This window comes from Streptomyces sp. NPDC060027 (assembly GCF_042737005.1).
Lineage (GTDB): Bacteria > Actinomycetota > Actinomycetes > Streptomycetales > Streptomycetaceae > Streptomyces.
In genome coordinates this window covers 26,652-42,156 of sequence record NZ_JBHWVI010000056.1, presented here as the reverse complement: position 1 = coordinate 42,156, position 15,505 = coordinate 26,652, and the positions used below count along the sequence as shown (strand labels likewise).

The window sequence follows — 15,505 nt, the reverse complement described above, 5'->3', positions numbered from 1 at the left end:
GATCGCACACCGCCCACGCGCCCCGGCAGCCCGCACGGCAAGGCGGTCGGCAGCCGGGCGGCCCAGCTGTCGTGGGCGAAGTCTGCCGACGCCCGGGGCGTGGCGTCGTACGACATCTACCAGGGCACCTCGAAGATCCACAGCGTCGGCGGCGCGCAGACGGCCACCGTCGTCACGGGGCTGCGACCCGGCACCGTGTACGCCTTCACCGTGCGGGCGCGCGACGCGGCGGACAACCTCTCGCCACCGAGCGCGACCGTCCCGATCACCACGGCAGCGGGTTCGGACGACGGCCGAGGCACGGCGCCGACCGACTTCCGGGCGACGACCCACCGCAGCGAAGGCGCCTACTACATCGACCTGAGGTGGATCGCGCCCGAGGTCGACGGAGTGATCACGGAGTACCAGGTCCATCTCGACGGGCGTCCCGCGACCTCGCTCGTCTGGGGCGCCGACCCGCCCCGCGGCACCTCCACCTACAGCTTCTACGTCGGCCGGGAGGCGGACGCGGCGCACCGGGTGCGGATCCGGGCGAAGCTGCCCGACGGGACGTGGGGAGGGTTCTCAGCGGAGCGTTCCGTGACGACGGGCCGGCGGTGAGGCATGCGGCGGACCGGTGGCCACCGCCGCCGGACCGGGTCGCGTGCGCCGCAGCGGGCCACGGGCCGGGTGGTCGGACGGCGACCGGCCCGGCAGGCGGGCCCGGCCATAGGCCCGCATAGGGTTGGGCGTATGGCCCATAGGGAATCCAATGCCGGCGCGCCGCTCGACCTGACTCTGCTGCGCACGTTCCTCGCGGTGCACCGGGCGGGTTCGTTCACGGCCGCCGCGCGGCTGCTGGGCCTCTCCCAGCCGACGGTGACCACCCAGATGCGGTCCCTGGAGGAGCAGTTGGGCCGGGAGCTGTTCGAGCGGGGGCCGCGGGGTGTGCTTCCCACGTCCGTGGCGGACGAGCTGGCCGCGCAGGTGGCGGCGCCGCTGGACGCGCTGGCGACGGTGGCGGACCGCGGCGGTCTCGGCGCCGGCCAGCCGCCGGACCCGGTCCAGGTGGCGGGCCCGGCCGAGCTGCTGTGCGCGCGGGTGCTGCCCGCGCTGGCGCCGCTGACGGCCCGGGGCGTGCGGCTGCGGATCAGCACCGGGCTGACCGACGAACTCCTGGAGGGCCTGCGCGGCGGCCGCTTCGATCTGGTGATCGCCACGAGCCGGCCGCGTGGTCGTACCCTCGCGTCGGTGCCGCTGATGGACGAGGAGTTCGTGCTCGTCGCCTCCCCCGCCTGGGCCCAGCGCATCGGCCCCGACCGGGTGGCGGCCGAGGGGGCCGCGGCGGTGCACGGACTGCCCCTGGTCACGTACGCCGAGGATCTGCCCATCGCCCGCCGCTACTGGCGGCATGTGTTCGGGGTACGGCTGTCGGGGCAGGCCGCGATCACGGTGCCCGATCTGCGCGGCGTCCTGGCGGCGGTCGTCGCCGGTGCCGGGATCACCGTGCTCCCCCGCTATCTCTGCCAGGACGAGCTGGCCTCCGGCGCCCTGGTCGCGCTGCTGACGCCCGAGGATCCGCCGATCAACACCGGCTATCTCACCCAGCGCCCCGGGCCCTCGGACAATCCGCACGTCGCCCTGGTCCGGGACCGGCTGCTGCGCGTGGCCCGTACCTGGTGACCGCGGCCGGGGCGGCCCGGACCCGGTGACTTCCGCCGCGAGCCGCCCCGCCGGGTGGCTCCTCGCGGGGACGGCCCTCATCCGGTGACCGCTGCGGCGCACGCGACCCGGATCGGCGGCGGCGGATCCACCGTCACACCGCGCCGTCAGGCCCGCCGCGTCCGTCGGCAATGCGCCGGACGATGGAATTCGTCACCTGCCCGGTCCCCGTCCGCATGCGGGCCCGGCCCGGGGCACGTTGGCTCGCTCTGAGGCAGCACGGGCCTTTCCAATCCTCGGCGGCGCATGGGATGTACCGCCAACCGTGCCGCTGGAGGGCAGTTCCTATGCGTACCACTCAGACACTTCTCCGATCCGGCCTGACCGTGGCCGCCGCTGCGCTTCCGCTCGCCCTGGCCGCCCCGGCGGCCGTCGCCTGGGGTTCCGGGATCTCCGTGAGCACCAGCGGCACCACGGTCTCGGTCACCACCAGTGCCTGCCCGAGCAACGGGAGCAGCTTCGGCGACGCCTCGCTGCTGTCCAACGGGCAGGCGAACTTCGCCCAGGGGCGCCAGATGTCGCTCACCGGGACGAGCACCAGTCAGTCGGCGTCCTGGACGGGCGTGGGCCCCGGCACCTACACGGTCATCGTGGTCTGCCAGGACGGCTCGACGGCCGGCACCCAGTCGATCATCGTCTCGGCCCCCGCGGCGACCCCCACGATCTCGGCCACGACCACGCCGACGGCGACGGCTACCCCGTCGCGCGGCGTCATGGGCGGGCTCGGCGGAGCCGTAAAGGACTACGGCACCGCCACCGTCGTGGGCGGCGGGGCCCTGGTCGTGACCGGCACGGTGGCGGCGGCGTGGTTCCTGCGCCGCCGGTCCAAGCCCCACCGGCTCTGAGCCGGAGTCCGTCACGTCGGGCGGCCGTTCCGTCGACTCCGGTCGCGGGAGGGCCGCCTAGTCACGCCCCGGGAGTGCTTCGAGCTCCGCCAGGGCGTGGGTGAGCCACTGGGTCCAGAAGGTCTCCAGGTCGATGCCGGCCCGCAGGACGAGGTGCCGCAGACGGTCCTCCGGGGTGTCCTTTCCCGGCGGGAAGTCCCGCTCCTGGATCTCCTGGTACTCGGTCAACTGTCGCCGGTGCAGGTCGAGATGGCGGCGAAGGTCCGCCTCGACGCCCTCGGTGCCGACGACCGCGGCGGCGCGCAGGCGCAGCAGCATCGTGTCGCGCAGCGGCTTCGGGTCCTGCGAGGCGGCGGTCCAGCGGGCGAGTTCGGCACGGCCCGCGGGCAGGACCTCGTAGCTCTTCTTCTGGCCCCGGGCGGGCTGCTCCGGCGCCAGGGCCCGGATGTACCCCTCGGCTTCCAGTCTTCCCAGCTCGCGATAGATCTGCTGATGCGTCGCCGACCAGAAGTAGCCGATCGACTTGTCGAACCGCCGGGTCAGTCCGAGGCCCGACGAGGGCTTCTCGAGCAGGGCGGTGAGGATCGCGTGCGGGAGTGACATGGGGTCATCCTAGGGAGGGCCTGAAGTGCCGCCCGGTGCCCGGCCCCTGATCCGCCGGACACCGCGACAGCCCTTCCGTGAGTCGTTGCTTCCGGCGTCCTAGAGTGCCGCCGCCAGTTCGGTGCCCTGCTTGATGGCCCGCTTGGCGTCCAGTTCGGCGGCCACGTCGGCGCCGCCGATGAGGTGGACGCCTCGGCCGGTGGCGCGCAGTGCCTCGTACAGGTCCCGGCGCGGTTCCTGTCCGGTGCAGAGCACGATCGTGTCGACCTCCAGGACCTGGCTGTGCCCGTCGACGGTGACGTGCAGTCCGGCGTCGTCGATCCGGTCGTACTGGACGCCCGGGACCATGGTGACGCCCCGGTGCTTGAGTTCGGTGCGGTGGATCCAGCCGGTGGTCTTGCCGAGTCCGGCTCCGACCTTGGACGTCTTGCGCTGCAGGAGGTGCACGGTGCGCGGCGGGGCGGGGCGTTCGGGGGCGGCGAGACCGCCCGGCGCCCGGTAGTCCATGTCGACGCCCCAGCTCCGGAAGTACGTCGACGGGTCCTCGCTCGCCTTGTCGCCGCTGTCGGTGAGGTACTCGGCGACGTCGAAGCCGATGCCGCCGGCGCCGAGGACGGCGACGCGGTCCCCGACGGGGGCTCCGTCGCGCAGGACGTCGAGGTAGCCGACGACGCTCGGGTGGTCGACGCCCGGGATCTCCGGGGTGCGCGGGCTGACGCCGGTGGCGACGACGACCTCGTCGTACGCCTCCAGGATGTCCACCGTGGCCCGGGTGTTCAACCGGACGTCCACGCCGTGCAGTTCGAGCTGGGTGCGGAAGTAGCGGATGGTCTCGTCGAACTCCTGCTTGCCGGGGACCTTGCGGGCCACGTTGAGCTGGCCGCCGATCTCGCCCGCGGCGTCGAAGAGGGTGACGTCGTGGCCGCGTTCGGCGGCGCTGACGGCGCAGGCCAGTCCGGCCGGCCCGGCGCCCACGACGGCGACGGTCTTGCGCAGCCGGGTCGGCGCGAGGACGAGCTCGGTCTCGTGGCAGGCGCGCGGGTTGACCAGGCAGGAGGTGATCTTGCCGCTGAAGGTGTGGTCGAGGCAGGCCTGGTTGCACCCGATGCAGGTGTTGATGGCCTCCGGGCGTCCGGCCTCGGCCTTGGCGACGAAGTCGGGGTCGGCGAGCATCGGCCGGGCGAGCGAGACCATGTCGGCATGGCCGTCGGCGAGCAACTGCTCGGCGATCTCGGGGGTGTTGATGCGGTTGGTGGTCACCAGCGGGATCGAGACGGAGCCCATGACCTTCTTGGTCACCCACGCGTACGCGCCGCGCGGCACCGAGGTCGCGATCGTGGGGATACGGGCCTCGTGCCAGCCGATGCCGGTGTTGATGATCGTCGCTCCGGCGGCCTCGACGGCGCGGGCGAGCGTGATGACCTCGTCGAGGGAGGAGCCGCCGGGCACCAGGTCGAGCATCGACAGGCGGTAGATGATGATGAAGTCGTCGCCGACGGCCTCGCGTACGCGGCGGACGATCTCGACGGGGAAGCGCATCCGGTTCTCGTAAGAGCCGCCCCAGCGGTCGTCGCGCCGGTTGGCCTGGAGGGCGATGAACTCGTTGATGAGGTAGCCTTCGGAGCCCATGATCTCGACGCCGTCGTAGCCGGCCTGCCGGGCGAGCCGGGCGGCGCGGGCGTAGTCGTCGATGGTCTGCTCGATCGCGGCGTCGCTGAGCTCGTGCGGCACGAAGGGGCTGATCGGGGCCTGGAGCGCGCTGGGGGCGACCAGGTCCTGGTGGTAGGCGTACCGCCCGAAGTGCAGGATCTGCATCGCGATCTTCCCGCCCTCGCGGTGCACCGCGGCGGTGATCCCGGCGTGCCGCTCGGCCTCGGCCTCGGTGGTCAGCTTGGCGCCGCCCTCGTAGGGCCGGCCCGCGTCGTTGGGCGCGATGCCGCCGGTGACGATCAGGCCGACGCCGCCTCGCGCGCGGGCGGCGTAGAACTCCGCCATGCGCTCGAAGCCGCGCTCGGCCTCCTCCAGACCCACGTGCATGGAGCCCATGAGCACGCGGTTGGGCAGGGTGGTGAAGCCCAGGTCGAGCGGGTTCAGCAGGTGCGGGTAACGGCTCATCTGGCCCTCCGTGCGCGGTGTCGTACGACTGTTGTAGACGACGCGACGCGCTTTATGCAACTAGTTGCACAATGACGAGGATCACTCGCCCCGGAGCCGGAGGTCCACTCAGCCGAGAGCCACCCGGGCCACGAGTTCCGCGACCGCGACGGGCTGGTCGACCATCACCAGATGGCCCGCGTCGGGGACCGCGACCATCGTCACGTTGGGGCTGGCTTCGAGCCCGACCCGCTCCTCCTCCGCCAGTCCGACGTCGTCGTGGTCGCCGCGCACGACCCAGGCGGGCACGCCCGAGTCACGAAGCCGGGGGACGAGGGATCCGTACCGGTCCAGGTAGTCGAAGTAGTGCCGCATCGCGGTGCGGCAGAACGCCGGATCGTTCTTCTCGAACTCGGCGGTCAGCGCCTCGCGGCGGGCCGGGGGCAGTTCGCTCACCATGACGCGGGGCGTCAGTTTGACCAGACCGGACCAGGTCAGCGCCCCGATGCCGGGCACCCGCCCGAGGCTGTTGGCGATCGTGAGCGCCTTGTCCTCGTCGGATGCCGAGAACGTGGGGGAGAGCAGGACGACGGGACCGGTGAAGTGCCCGCCGGCCGCCATCTCCAGGGCGATGTTGGCGCCGATGCTGTGGCCGACCACGACGGCGCAGCCCCGCTCGGCGGCCAGGGCACCGGCCAGTGCCGCGTAGTTCTCCATGCCGAGATCGCGCGGCGGCGTGGTGCCCGCATGCCCCGGAACGGTCGCGGCCACCAGCCGCACCGGCGCCGAGGCGAGCGGCGGTGCGGCGGCCAGGTCGTCGTAGAAGGCGGTGCTGCACAGGCCGCCGGGCAGCAGCAGCACCTTCGTGCCCGCATCGGCGGGCCCCCACTCCTTGATGTCCCATGCGTCGAACTTCTCGGGGGCACTGCTCATGTTCGGGCCTTCCTCCGGCGTCTGCGGTCAGCCAGAGTGTGGCGCGCGGGGCGGGACAATCAGCCGATCAGGACCCGAACGCGGCATGTCGGCCGTGTCGCCCCGCCCCCGGGGTCAGGGCTTCACCCCGATCACCACGTTGGCGTACCCCTCCTCCGAGACGGCCAGCCGGGCGATCAGGCCGCAACGGGCGAAGGCCTCGACGGCCAGGGGCGCCTGGCGTTCGCTCGTCTCCACGAGGAGACAGCCGCCGCGGGCCAGCCACTGCGGCGCCTCGGCGGCGACCCGGCGCACGAGGTCGAGTCCGTCCGCGCCTCCGTCGAGAGCGACCAGGGGTTCGTGGTCACGGGCCTCCGACGGCAGCAGGCCGACCTCGTCGGTGGGGACGTACGGCACGTTGGCGGCCAGGACATCGACGCGGCCCCGGAGGGTGTCGGGCAGCGCGGTGAAGAGGTCGCCCTCGTGGACCTGGCCGGCGTACGGCGCGACATTGCGGCGGGCGCAGCGCACCGCGGCCGGGTCGATGTCGACGGCGTGCAGTTCGGGCCCGCCGAGGGACACGGCGAGCGCGGCGCCGACCGCGCCCGAACCGCAGCAGAGGTCCACGACGAGGGCCGCGCCCCGCGCGAGCGCGACGGCCTGGTCGACGAGGAACTCGGTGCGCCGGCGCGGCACGAAGACCCCGGGTTCGACGGTGATGCGCAGTCCGTGGAACTCCGCCCAGCCGAGGACGTGTTCGAGGGGCAGCCCCGCGACGCGCCGGTCCACCATCGCGGCGGCCTCGTCCGGGGTGCGGGCGGCGGAGAGGATCAACTCCGCCTCGTCCTCGGCGAAGACACAACCGGCGGAGCGGAGCGCGGCGACCACGGGATCTGCGAAATCAGGGACATCAGGAGAAAAGGGAGGCATGAAGCCGAGAGCCTTTCGACGATCCGAAGGGCGCTCCCACGGTCACCCGGAGACGGTGACCGCGTTGCCTGGAGAGGAGAGCACCCGACCTGACACAGCGTTGATGGGTCTCACCTCCTCGGCAACTCATCGGCCGAGACAGTCCACGGCCGGGACGGCCACTTTACAGGAACGGCCAGTGGGCGACGGGCCACTGCGGCCCTCCGTCGCGGGAACCGATGCGCGGCGCGAGGCCCCGGCGCGCGGGCCGTCGCACGCGCCGGTGAGCCCGGGGCGGGTGACCGTCGCGCCCTCTGCGGCCGACATGCGCGACGCTCTCCGCACCCGACCGAGTTGTACTATGCAACCAGGGCGGCGAAGGGAGGTCCCGCGATGACGTCCGAAGGGGCCGGTGAGGCCGGAACGGTGGACGGCACGACGGCCGCCGCCTCCGTGGAGACCATCCAGCGGGAGATGACGGTGTTCGCGCGGCGGGCCCGGGCCTCGGCGGGACGCATGCATCCCGAGCTGTCCCTGGTCTCGTACACGCTCCTCGGCCATCTGGAGGAGATGGGCGGCTGCCGTGCCACGGACCTCGCGGCGCACTACGCGCTGGACAAGTCCACGGTGAGCCGTCAGGTGGCCGCGCTGGAGCGGGCCGGACTGATCGAACGCCGGATGGACCCCGAGGACCACCGCGTCCAGGTGCTGCATCTGACGGAGGCGGGCACGGAGATCCTCGCCCAGGTGACCCGCAGCCGCCGTGTGGCGTTCCGCGAGCGGCTCACGGGCTGGTCCGAGGAGGACCTCGCCCGCTTCGCCTCGTATCTGATGCGCTACAACGCCACGGCCACCGCCCCGGAGACGCCGGACGGCAGGTCGCCGAGGGACTGAACCGACGTCCCCGCGGCCGGCCGCGAACTCAGCGGCGCGGTCTCATCCCACACCCACGGTCCGCTCGTCGCCCAGGTGCTCGGGCACCCGCGCGGCCATGAAGCGGGTCCCGCGGCGCAGCGTGAACCCGAGGGACTCGTAGAGGCGGATGGCGTTGGTGTTGCCCGCGCCGGTGTGCAGGAACGGGGTCTCGCCGCGTTCCCGGATGCCGTGCGCGACGGCCAGGATCAGGCGACTGGCCAGGCCTTCGCCCCGGTGGGCGGAGTCGGTGCAGACCGCGCTGATCTCGGTCCAGCCCGGCGGATGGAGCCGCTCCCCCGCCATGGCGACGAGGACGCCGTCCCGGCGGATCCCCAGATATGTGCCGAGCTCGACGGTGCGCGACAGGAAGGGACCGGGCCGGGTCCGTTCCACCAGGTCGAGCATCTCCGGCACGTCGGCGGGGCCGAGCGGCACCGCCTCGGCGTCCGGCGCCGCGGCGAGTCCGTCGTCGACGAGCTGGACGCCGTCGATGCTGAAGGTCACCTCCCAGCCGTCCGGGGTCAGCCCGCCGAAACCGGCCAGCGGAGCCTCGCCGCCGGGCCCCACCAGAGCGGCCAGATCCGCCCAGTCCTCGGCACCGGGATCGTCGGGCAGCGCCAGCCAGGGCGACACGTCCACGGGGTAGCGCAGGACGCGTCCACGGCGTTCGGCGAAGTGGGCGTGGGGCCCGGTGAGCGAGCCGAGGGCCGGGTTGTCCAGCGGATGGGCGCTCATGAGGTCACCTCGATCACGATCTTGCCGCGGACGTGCCCGTCCTCGACGGTGCGCAGCGCCTCGGCGGCGCGGTCGAGCGGGAACGTCCGGGTCACGAAGGGGCGCAGCCTGCCGTCGGCGGCGAGCCGGCCCACCTCGTCGAGCACGGCGGCCGTACGCGCCCGCTCGACGCCCGCGCCGCCCAGCTTCGCCACCGTCTCGCGGTCGGCGGCGGTGATCAGCTTCGTCCGGTCGGCCAGCAGCGTCGCCGCGGCCTCCAGCACCTCTCCCCCGACGAGGTCGAACACGGCGTCCACCCCGGTCGGCGCCGTCGCGCGCAGCCGCTCCTCCAGGCCCGGCCCCGACGAAACGTGCACGGCTTCGAGCGACTCGACGAAGTCCTGCTTGCCGTCGCTCGCGACCCCGACGACCCGCAGCCCGGCGGACCGCGCGATCTGGACAGCGGCGACCCCGACTCCGCCGCCCGCGCCGGTGATCAGCAGGGTCGCGCCCTCGGGCAGGCCGAGCTGACGGATTCCGTCGTACGCCGTCGCCGCCGCGACGGGCAGGGCCGCGGCGTCCGCGAACGACAGCCCGGCGGGCTTGTGCGCCGTGACGGCGACGGGCAGCACGGCGTACTCGGCGTATCCGCCGTCCACCGGGTTCCCGAAGACCTCGTCCCCGACGGCCAGGCCGGTCACCCCGGTGCCGGTCTCCACGACGACCCCGGCGACCTCGTTGCCGAACACGGCGGGCAACGAACGCTGGGGACCGCCCGGGCGGCGGTGGCCGGTGCGCTGCTTCCAGTCGACGGGGTTCACACCGGCCGCGCGCACCGCGACGAGGATCTCGCCGGGGCCGGGGCTCGGGCGGTCCCGCTCCACCAGGGCCTCGGTCTCCGGACCCCCGAACCCTGTGAAGACGTACGCCTTGGGCATCTGGTCCCTCACTCTCCTTCGCTGTCGTCACCGGTCGCCGCGGCCCCGCTCACCGGCTGTGCGTGTACGGGCCACCGGAGTCGGCATCAGCAGCAAGGAAGATCGCGGCGCGACTATTCCCGGGCGCCGGGAGAGTTCATACGGCCGCAATGATCAGCGCTCCGCACGGGCTCGGAGAACGGTCCGTCTGCGCGTACGGTTGAATGGTTAAGCACCGGTGCGCACCCGCGAGACCGACCCGCGGGTGCGCGCCGATCACGCTCGATCCGCGGGCCGTCGTCCCCGGCGGTCCTGGAGGCACCACCCGTATGAACGTCACGCGAGGCTTCACCGGGCGCCCGCGCGCCCACGACCCCGGCCTGCCGCCCGGCCAGTACGACGCCGGCGACGACTGGCCCGTCCTGTCCGCCGAGGTCACCCCGGACCTGGCCCCCGCCGACTGGACCCTGCGGATCGACGGCCTGGTGGCCGAGCCGCGCACCTGGGACTGGGACGAGGCGCACGCGCTGCCCCCCTCTGCGTACGAGGGAGACATCCACTGCGTGACGAGCTGGTCGAAGTTCGGGGTGCGGTTCGGGGGCGTGTCGCTGGACGCGTTCCTGGAGGCCGTACGACCGGACCCGGCCGCCACCCACGCGGTCGCGTACGCGCACACCGGGTACACCGCGAACCTCCCGCTGGCCGACCTCACCGGCGGCCGCGCCTGGATCGTGTGGGACTACGCCGGCAAACCGCTGCCCGCCGAACACGGCGGCCCCGCACGGCTGATCGTGCCGCATCTGTACTTCTGGAAGAGCGCCAAGTGGATCGCGGGCATCCGGATCCTCGACCACGACGAACCGGGCTTCTGGGAGCAGAACGGCTACCACGCCCGCGGCAACCCCTGGGAAGAGCAGCGCTACTCCGGTGACTGAGACGATCCCGGCGACGGAGACAGGGATGGGGACAGGGGCAGGGACAGGGGCGGGGACGAACAGGATGAGGGAGGCCACCCGGTGACAGCAGCGACGACGACCTTCGTGCCGCCGACACGGTTCGCCGTGCCCGGACGGATCGCCGTGAACACCCGAACGGCCACCACCTGGCAGACCGCCACCCTCACCGGAATCCGCCGCGAGACCCCGCACGCGGCGACCTTCCGATTCGCCGTGCCCGCGTGGGAGGGGCATCTGCCCGGCCAGCATCTGATGCTGCGGCTCACCGCCGGGGACGGGTATGTGGCGCAGCGCCACTACTCCATCGCGTCCTCGCCCGACGACACCGGTCACATCGAACTGACCCTGGACCACGTCGACGGCGGCGAGGTCTCCGGCTGGTTCCACACCGTCGCCCGGCCCGGCGACTCCATCGAGGTGCGCGGCCCGCTCAGTGGCTTCTTCGCCTGGCCCGGGGACCGGCCCGCACTGCTCGTCGGCGCCGGCTCCGGTGTCGTCCCGCTGATGTCGATGCTGCGTCACCACCGCGCGCAGGCCCTGGACGTACCCGTGCGGCTTCTCGTCTCCGCGCGGAGCCCCGAAGAGCTCATCTACGCAAGGGAGTACGGCGAGGAGACCACAGCGGTCTTCACGCGGAGTGCCCCGGAGGGTGGGCGGGTCGGACGTATGGCTGCCGCACATGTGGCGCCGCTCCTGGCCGAGCAGCCGCCTGGTGGATGGGAGGCCTACGTCTGCGGTTCCAACGGATTCGCCGAGCACGCCTCGCGGTTGCTGGTGGAGGCGGGGCAGCCGGTGGACCGGATCCGGATCGAGCGGTTCGGCTAGAGCGTGTTCCCGTAGGTGCGGACGGCCGGGACGACCGGCCTCGGGCGCGTCGGGCGAGCTGTGCCCGTGGGCCGACGTGGGTCGCGGGAGCCGCCGAGTGCCGCCGGAGCGGAGTCAGCCGTGCGGCACCACGGCGACCGGACAGGTCACCTGCTGGATGACAGTCCGCGCGGCGCGGCCCAGGCGCCCGCCCGCGCGGCGGCCGACGACCAGCAGACCCGCGCCGGTGGACGCCTTCAGCAGCTGGTCTCCGGGGTGGCCGTGGACGACCTGTTCCGAGACCGCGGTCTCCGGGAACTTGTGGCGCCAGGACCGCAGTGTGCCGGTCAGGGCACGTCGCCGGGTGGCTTCCAGGTCGTACGCGTCGCCGTCGGACGGAACGGAGAGCGCACCACCCTCGTACGCGGACGGGGTCCAGGCGTGCACCACGAGGAGCGGTGCCGAACGGACCGCGGCGGCGTCGAAGGCGTAGCCGATCAGGTCGTCGGCGGGGTACTCCAAGTCGACGCCGAGGACCACGGGGAGGTAGGGCGCGGCGCTCGGTGGCGTGCCGCCGAGGGTGGACTCCCTTTCGTCCTCGGGAAGTTCGCCCGCACGGACGAGGACGACCGGACATGCGGCGGCGGCCGCGACGGCCAGGGCGACGGAGCCCGCCAGGAAGCCGGCCAGGGCGGTGTGGCCGGTGCGGCCGCCGGAGCCGAGGACCAGGGTCTCGGACTCGTCGGCCGCCGCGAGCAGCGCGGGCACCGCGGGTGTCTCGGTGTCGCGCCCGGCGATGTCCAACGCCGGGTGAGCGTAGGACAGTTGGACGGCCGCGAGGTCGAGCGCCGACCTGGTGCACCCGGCGGGTACGTCGACGTCCGGAACACGCGCGGGTACGCGGTGCCGGATGTCCGCGTGCAGCAGACGCAGCGGGAGACGCCGTCGGCCGGCCTCGCGAGCCGCCCAGTCGGCGGCGTCCAGGCTCGCGCGCGAGCCGTCGATTCCCGCGGTGATGGTGCCGGTGCCGGAGTTCATGGCTGATGTCTCCTGTTCGCCGATGCAGTGCTGCGCGGGTTCCACGGCGGGCGGGGATCAGTCGCCCGGCGCCGGAGTCGGTGCGAACGGCCCTCTGGCCCGGGGCGACTCCCCGGAGAAGGCATGACGGGTTCCCGAAGGCGCACGTACGGTGTGATCACCGCACGCCGCATGCCGAAAGGTGGTCCTTGATGGCCCAGTTCGACCTCCCTCTCGACGAACTCCGCACCTACCGCAGCGCGTCCATCGAGCCCGAGGACTTCGACGCCTTCTGGGCCAAGACTCTCCAGGAAGTCCGAGAGCACGACCTGTCGGCCCGCTTCGAGCCGTTCGAGACCCCGCTGAAGACGGTCTCGGTCCACGACGTCACGTTCGCCGGGTTCGGCGGCCATCCGGTGAAGGGCTGGCTGACCGTACCGGCGCGGGCGAACTCGCCGCTGCCCACCGTCGTCGAGTTCATCGGGTACGGCGGCGGGCGCGGGCTCCCGCACACGCATCTGCTGTGGGCGTCGGCCGGGTTCGCGCACTTCGTGATGGACACACGCGGCCAGGCGAGCGCCTGGGGCGGCGGCGAGACCCCGGACCCGGTGGGCAGCGCGCCCGCCTTCCCCGGCTTCATGACGCGAGGGATCGAGGACCCCGAGAACTACTACTACCGGCGCCTGTTCACGGACGCGGTCCGCGCGGTGGAGGCGGCTCGCTCGCATCCCCTCGTCGACTCCGCGCGCGTCGCGGCGCTGGGCGGGAGCCAGGGCGGCGGCATCAGCATCGCGGTGGGCGGCCTGGTGCCCGACCTGGCGGCGATCGCCCCCGACGTGCCGTTCCTGTGCGACTTCCCGCGCGCCACGACGATCACGGACCGTACCCCCTACCGGGAGATCGGCAGCTACCTCAAGACCCACCGCGGCCGCACCGAGCAGGTTCTGCGCACCCTCTCCTACTTCGACGGGGTCCACTTCGCCGCGCGCGGCCGGGCGCCCGCCCTGTTCTCGGCGGCGTTGGAAGACCAGACCTGCCCGCCGTCGACGGTCTTCGCGGCGTTCAACGCGTGGGCCCACGAGGAGAAGCAGATCGAGGTGTACGACTTCAACGACCACGAGGGCGGCGGCCCCTACCAGCAGGCAGAGCAGCTGCGCTGGCTGCCCGCCCGCCTCTGACACCGACGATGGGCACGCCACCCGGGCCGACACCGGTGGTTGTTCCAGCCGTGCCGTGCCGCATCACCAGCTAGCGTGCGCAACCATGGGTGAACTGATACTGATCAGGCACGGCCAGACCGAATGGAGCCTGTCGGGCCGGCACGCCGGCCGCACCGACATTCCGCTCACTGACGCGGGTGAGGCCGCAGCCAAGTCGCTCGCTCCGAGGCTTGCCCGACGCCATCCGGTCGCCGTGTTCAGCAGCCCGCTGACCCGCGCTGTACGGACGGCCGAGCTGGCGGGCCTGACCGGTGTCAGACCCGATTCCGACCTGCTGGAGTGGGACTACGGCGGCTACGAGGGACTGACCGCGGCGCAGATCCAGGAGACTAGGCCGGGCTGGGACCTGTGGCGGGACGGCGTCATTCCCGGCGACGCCGCCCACCCTGGCGAGGAACTCCAGCAGGTGGCCGCGCGCACGGACGCGGTGCTGGACCGGATCTGGCCGCTGTTGGACGACGGCGACGTCGCCGTCGTCGCCCACGGACATCTGGCACGCGTGCTCACCATGCGCTGGCTCGGCCTCGACGCGTCCGCCGGCCGACTGCTCGGCCACCCGCATCCAGGCACGCTCAGCTTCCTGGCCACCGAGGACGAACAGCCCTTCATCGCCGCCTGGAACGTCCCGTAGCGGCGGCCCGCTCCGCCCGATACCGAGCAGGGCCGGTTCGCGGCCGTGGCCCGCACGGCCGGCCCATTCCCGGTGGTACGGACGGCACGGACCGTTCGTATGCGTCCTGACCCCCGAGTGACTGCCTGGGTGCGCGGGTACGGCGAGTGCTGCTGGCCCCGGTCGCCCACGATCAGTGATCGCGGCGGCCGACTGTCCACTCACCGGATTGGCATGCCGATGGTCCCGGCGGCAGACCCTGAACGCACTGACGTGCGTCCTGTGGGTGGGCTGTTCATGCGGCGGGCCAGGTGCCGAGCGCGTGGGCCAGCCGGTCGCTCTGTTCTCGGGTGATGCCCTGAGCGAGGCGAGTACCGAACCGGGGACTCATGGGCCCGTCGCAGTGGAGGATTCCGTGGAAGGGCAAGGGGTCCTGTCCTCCCGAGAGCGGGGAGGCGCCAGAAGGCGTCCATTCAGCCGGTTCCCACAGGGGGTGGTCCACCAGGAGCGCTTCCGCGGTGCCCCGCGCCTCCGTCGCGGGAAGCCCCGCATGCGCCAGCGCGTCGCCGAGTATGTCCGCGGCGTCCGCGGGCATGTCCTGGTCGCCGAGCGTGGGCAGCAGCAGGAGCAGGCGCGCGTGTTCGGCGTGGACTCCCGGGGCGTCGAGGTCGGGCGTGCGGGCGATGTGGTGGAGCTCTCGCCAGGAGAGTCCGGGGCCGGCGTGGTGGCCGCCGACGGTGGTCAGGTGGCCGTGCCGTCCCCATCCGGGGTGGGTGATGAAGTACTCCGTTCCCGGATCCTCGGGAATGTTGCAGCCGAGGACCATCACGGTGTGACCGCCCGCGAACGGGATCCGGAAGACGGGCCATCGGTCCTCGTCGCTCAGCGCGTCCCAGGCCGCGTCGGCATCGGCCCCGTCGACACCGAACCACTCCGGAACGGGGTCGTAGCCCTCTGTCTGGCTCAGCCACATCAGGTAGGCCGCCCAGAACCCCGGCAATGCCAGCAGTTCCTCCCCCACCACAACAGGGGCGTTCTCGAATCCCTCTATCAGCACCGGCCCAGACTCTCACCCGCCTATGACAGTCCGTGCGGCACTCGGGGTCGGGGCTCCACCGGGCACTGTTGTCTCCCATGGCCTCACCCAGTGGGGAACTGAGCCGGCGGCGGGCGCCGGAGGCGGCCAACGCGCGTTGTCGTCACACCGCTTCCCTCCGGTCCGACCAGTCGGTATGTTCGACGGGCCCGGCCTCTTCCCGACCACCCGCGGACGCATCACGGAGGGCTC

General features: G+C 72.8%; 16 protein-coding genes. 8 read left to right on the top strand and 8 right to left on the bottom strand.

Annotation, left to right across the window (positions count from 1 at the left end):
• The 3 genes from ACFWBT_RS16870 to ACFWBT_RS16860 form a co-directional block, all read left to right on the top strand.
• On the top strand, window positions 1-600 hold a 600-nt coding region (locus ACFWBT_RS16870), incomplete at its 5' end, for a fibronectin type III domain-containing protein (RefSeq protein WP_385700690.1).
• 132 nt (window positions 601-732) lie between these two features.
• Window positions 733-1,662 carry a LysR family transcriptional regulator gene (locus ACFWBT_RS16865; protein WP_385700688.1) on the top strand — a complete coding sequence of 310 codons (930 nt, stop codon included), beginning with the start codon at window positions 733-735 and terminating at the stop codon, window positions 1,660-1,662.
• 326 nt (window positions 1,663-1,988) lie between these two features.
• Window positions 1,989-2,546: a hypothetical protein gene (locus ACFWBT_RS16860; RefSeq protein ID WP_385700685.1), complete on the top strand. Its 558-nt coding sequence runs from the start codon at window positions 1,989-1,991 to the stop codon at window positions 2,544-2,546.
• A 57-nt stretch (window positions 2,547-2,603) separates the two neighbouring features.
• Here the strand turns inward: ACFWBT_RS16860 and ACFWBT_RS16855 are convergent, their stop codons facing one another.
• The 4 genes from ACFWBT_RS16855 to ACFWBT_RS16840 form a co-directional block, all read right to left on the bottom strand.
• On the bottom strand, window positions 2,604-3,149 hold the full coding sequence (locus tag ACFWBT_RS16855) for a PadR family transcriptional regulator (protein ID WP_385700682.1): 546 nt from the start codon (window positions 3,147-3,149) through the stop codon (window positions 2,604-2,606).
• 99 nt (window positions 3,150-3,248) lie between these two features.
• Window positions 3,249-5,264, bottom strand: a complete 2,016-nt coding sequence (locus tag ACFWBT_RS16850) for an FAD-dependent oxidoreductase (protein ID WP_385700680.1) — start codon at window positions 5,262-5,264, stop codon at window positions 3,249-3,251.
• Between the two features lie 108 nt (window positions 5,265-5,372).
• Window positions 5,373-6,176, bottom strand: coding sequence for an alpha/beta fold hydrolase (locus ACFWBT_RS16845; RefSeq protein ID WP_385700678.1), 804 nt, complete (start codon window positions 6,174-6,176; stop codon window positions 5,373-5,375).
• 114 nt (window positions 6,177-6,290) lie between these two features.
• Entirely contained in the window at window positions 6,291-7,085 is a 795-nt protein-coding gene (locus tag ACFWBT_RS16840; RefSeq protein WP_385700675.1) for a putative protein N(5)-glutamine methyltransferase, read from the bottom strand.
• A gap of 372 nt (window positions 7,086-7,457) precedes the next feature.
• Here ACFWBT_RS16840 and ACFWBT_RS16835 point away from each other — a divergent pair, with 372 nt between their 5' ends.
• Window positions 7,458-7,958, top strand: coding sequence for a MarR family winged helix-turn-helix transcriptional regulator (locus ACFWBT_RS16835; RefSeq protein WP_385700673.1), 501 nt, complete (start codon window positions 7,458-7,460; stop codon window positions 7,956-7,958).
• A 42-nt stretch (window positions 7,959-8,000) separates the two neighbouring features.
• Here ACFWBT_RS16835 and ACFWBT_RS16830 read toward each other — a convergent pair whose 3' ends face one another.
• Both ACFWBT_RS16830 and ACFWBT_RS16825 read right to left on the bottom strand, forming a co-directional pair.
• Window positions 8,001-8,714, bottom strand: a complete 714-nt coding sequence (locus ACFWBT_RS16830; protein ID WP_385700670.1) for a GNAT family N-acetyltransferase — start codon at window positions 8,712-8,714, stop codon at window positions 8,001-8,003.
• Entirely contained in the window at window positions 8,711-9,631 is a 921-nt protein-coding gene (locus ACFWBT_RS16825; RefSeq protein ID WP_385700667.1) for an NADP-dependent oxidoreductase, read from the bottom strand. The genes ACFWBT_RS16830 and ACFWBT_RS16825 overlap by 4 nt, the downstream gene beginning before the upstream one ends.
• Window positions 9,632-9,939: 308 nt before the next feature.
• Here ACFWBT_RS16825 and ACFWBT_RS16820 point away from each other — a divergent pair, with 308 nt between their 5' ends.
• Both ACFWBT_RS16820 and ACFWBT_RS16815 read left to right on the top strand, forming a co-directional pair.
• Window positions 9,940-10,545: a sulfite oxidase-like oxidoreductase gene (locus ACFWBT_RS16820; RefSeq protein ID WP_385700665.1), complete on the top strand. Its 606-nt coding sequence runs from the start codon at window positions 9,940-9,942 to the stop codon at window positions 10,543-10,545.
• 81 nt (window positions 10,546-10,626) lie between these two features.
• Complete coding sequence (locus ACFWBT_RS16815; RefSeq protein WP_385700662.1) at window positions 10,627-11,391, top strand: ferredoxin reductase; 765 nt, start codon at window positions 10,627-10,629, stop codon at window positions 11,389-11,391.
• Between the two features lie 114 nt (window positions 11,392-11,505).
• Here ACFWBT_RS16815 and ACFWBT_RS16810 read toward each other — a convergent pair whose 3' ends face one another.
• A complete protein-coding gene (locus ACFWBT_RS16810) occupies window positions 11,506-12,408 on the bottom strand; it encodes a universal stress protein (protein ID WP_385700660.1) in 903 nt (300 codons plus the stop codon).
• A 191-nt stretch (window positions 12,409-12,599) separates the two neighbouring features.
• Here ACFWBT_RS16810 and ACFWBT_RS16805 point away from each other — a divergent pair, with 191 nt between their 5' ends.
• Both ACFWBT_RS16805 and ACFWBT_RS16800 read left to right on the top strand, forming a co-directional pair.
• Window positions 12,600-13,565: an acetylxylan esterase gene (locus ACFWBT_RS16805; RefSeq protein ID WP_385700658.1), complete on the top strand. Its 966-nt coding sequence runs from the start codon at window positions 12,600-12,602 to the stop codon at window positions 13,563-13,565.
• 85 nt (window positions 13,566-13,650) lie between these two features.
• A complete protein-coding gene (locus ACFWBT_RS16800; protein ID WP_385700656.1) occupies window positions 13,651-14,238 on the top strand; it encodes a histidine phosphatase family protein in 588 nt (195 codons plus the stop codon).
• Between the two features lie 274 nt (window positions 14,239-14,512).
• Here ACFWBT_RS16800 and ACFWBT_RS16795 read toward each other — a convergent pair whose 3' ends face one another.
• Window positions 14,513-15,274, bottom strand: coding sequence for a hypothetical protein (locus tag ACFWBT_RS16795; RefSeq protein WP_385700654.1), 762 nt, complete (start codon window positions 15,272-15,274; stop codon window positions 14,513-14,515).
• Window positions 15,275-15,505: the final 231 nt, after the last annotated feature.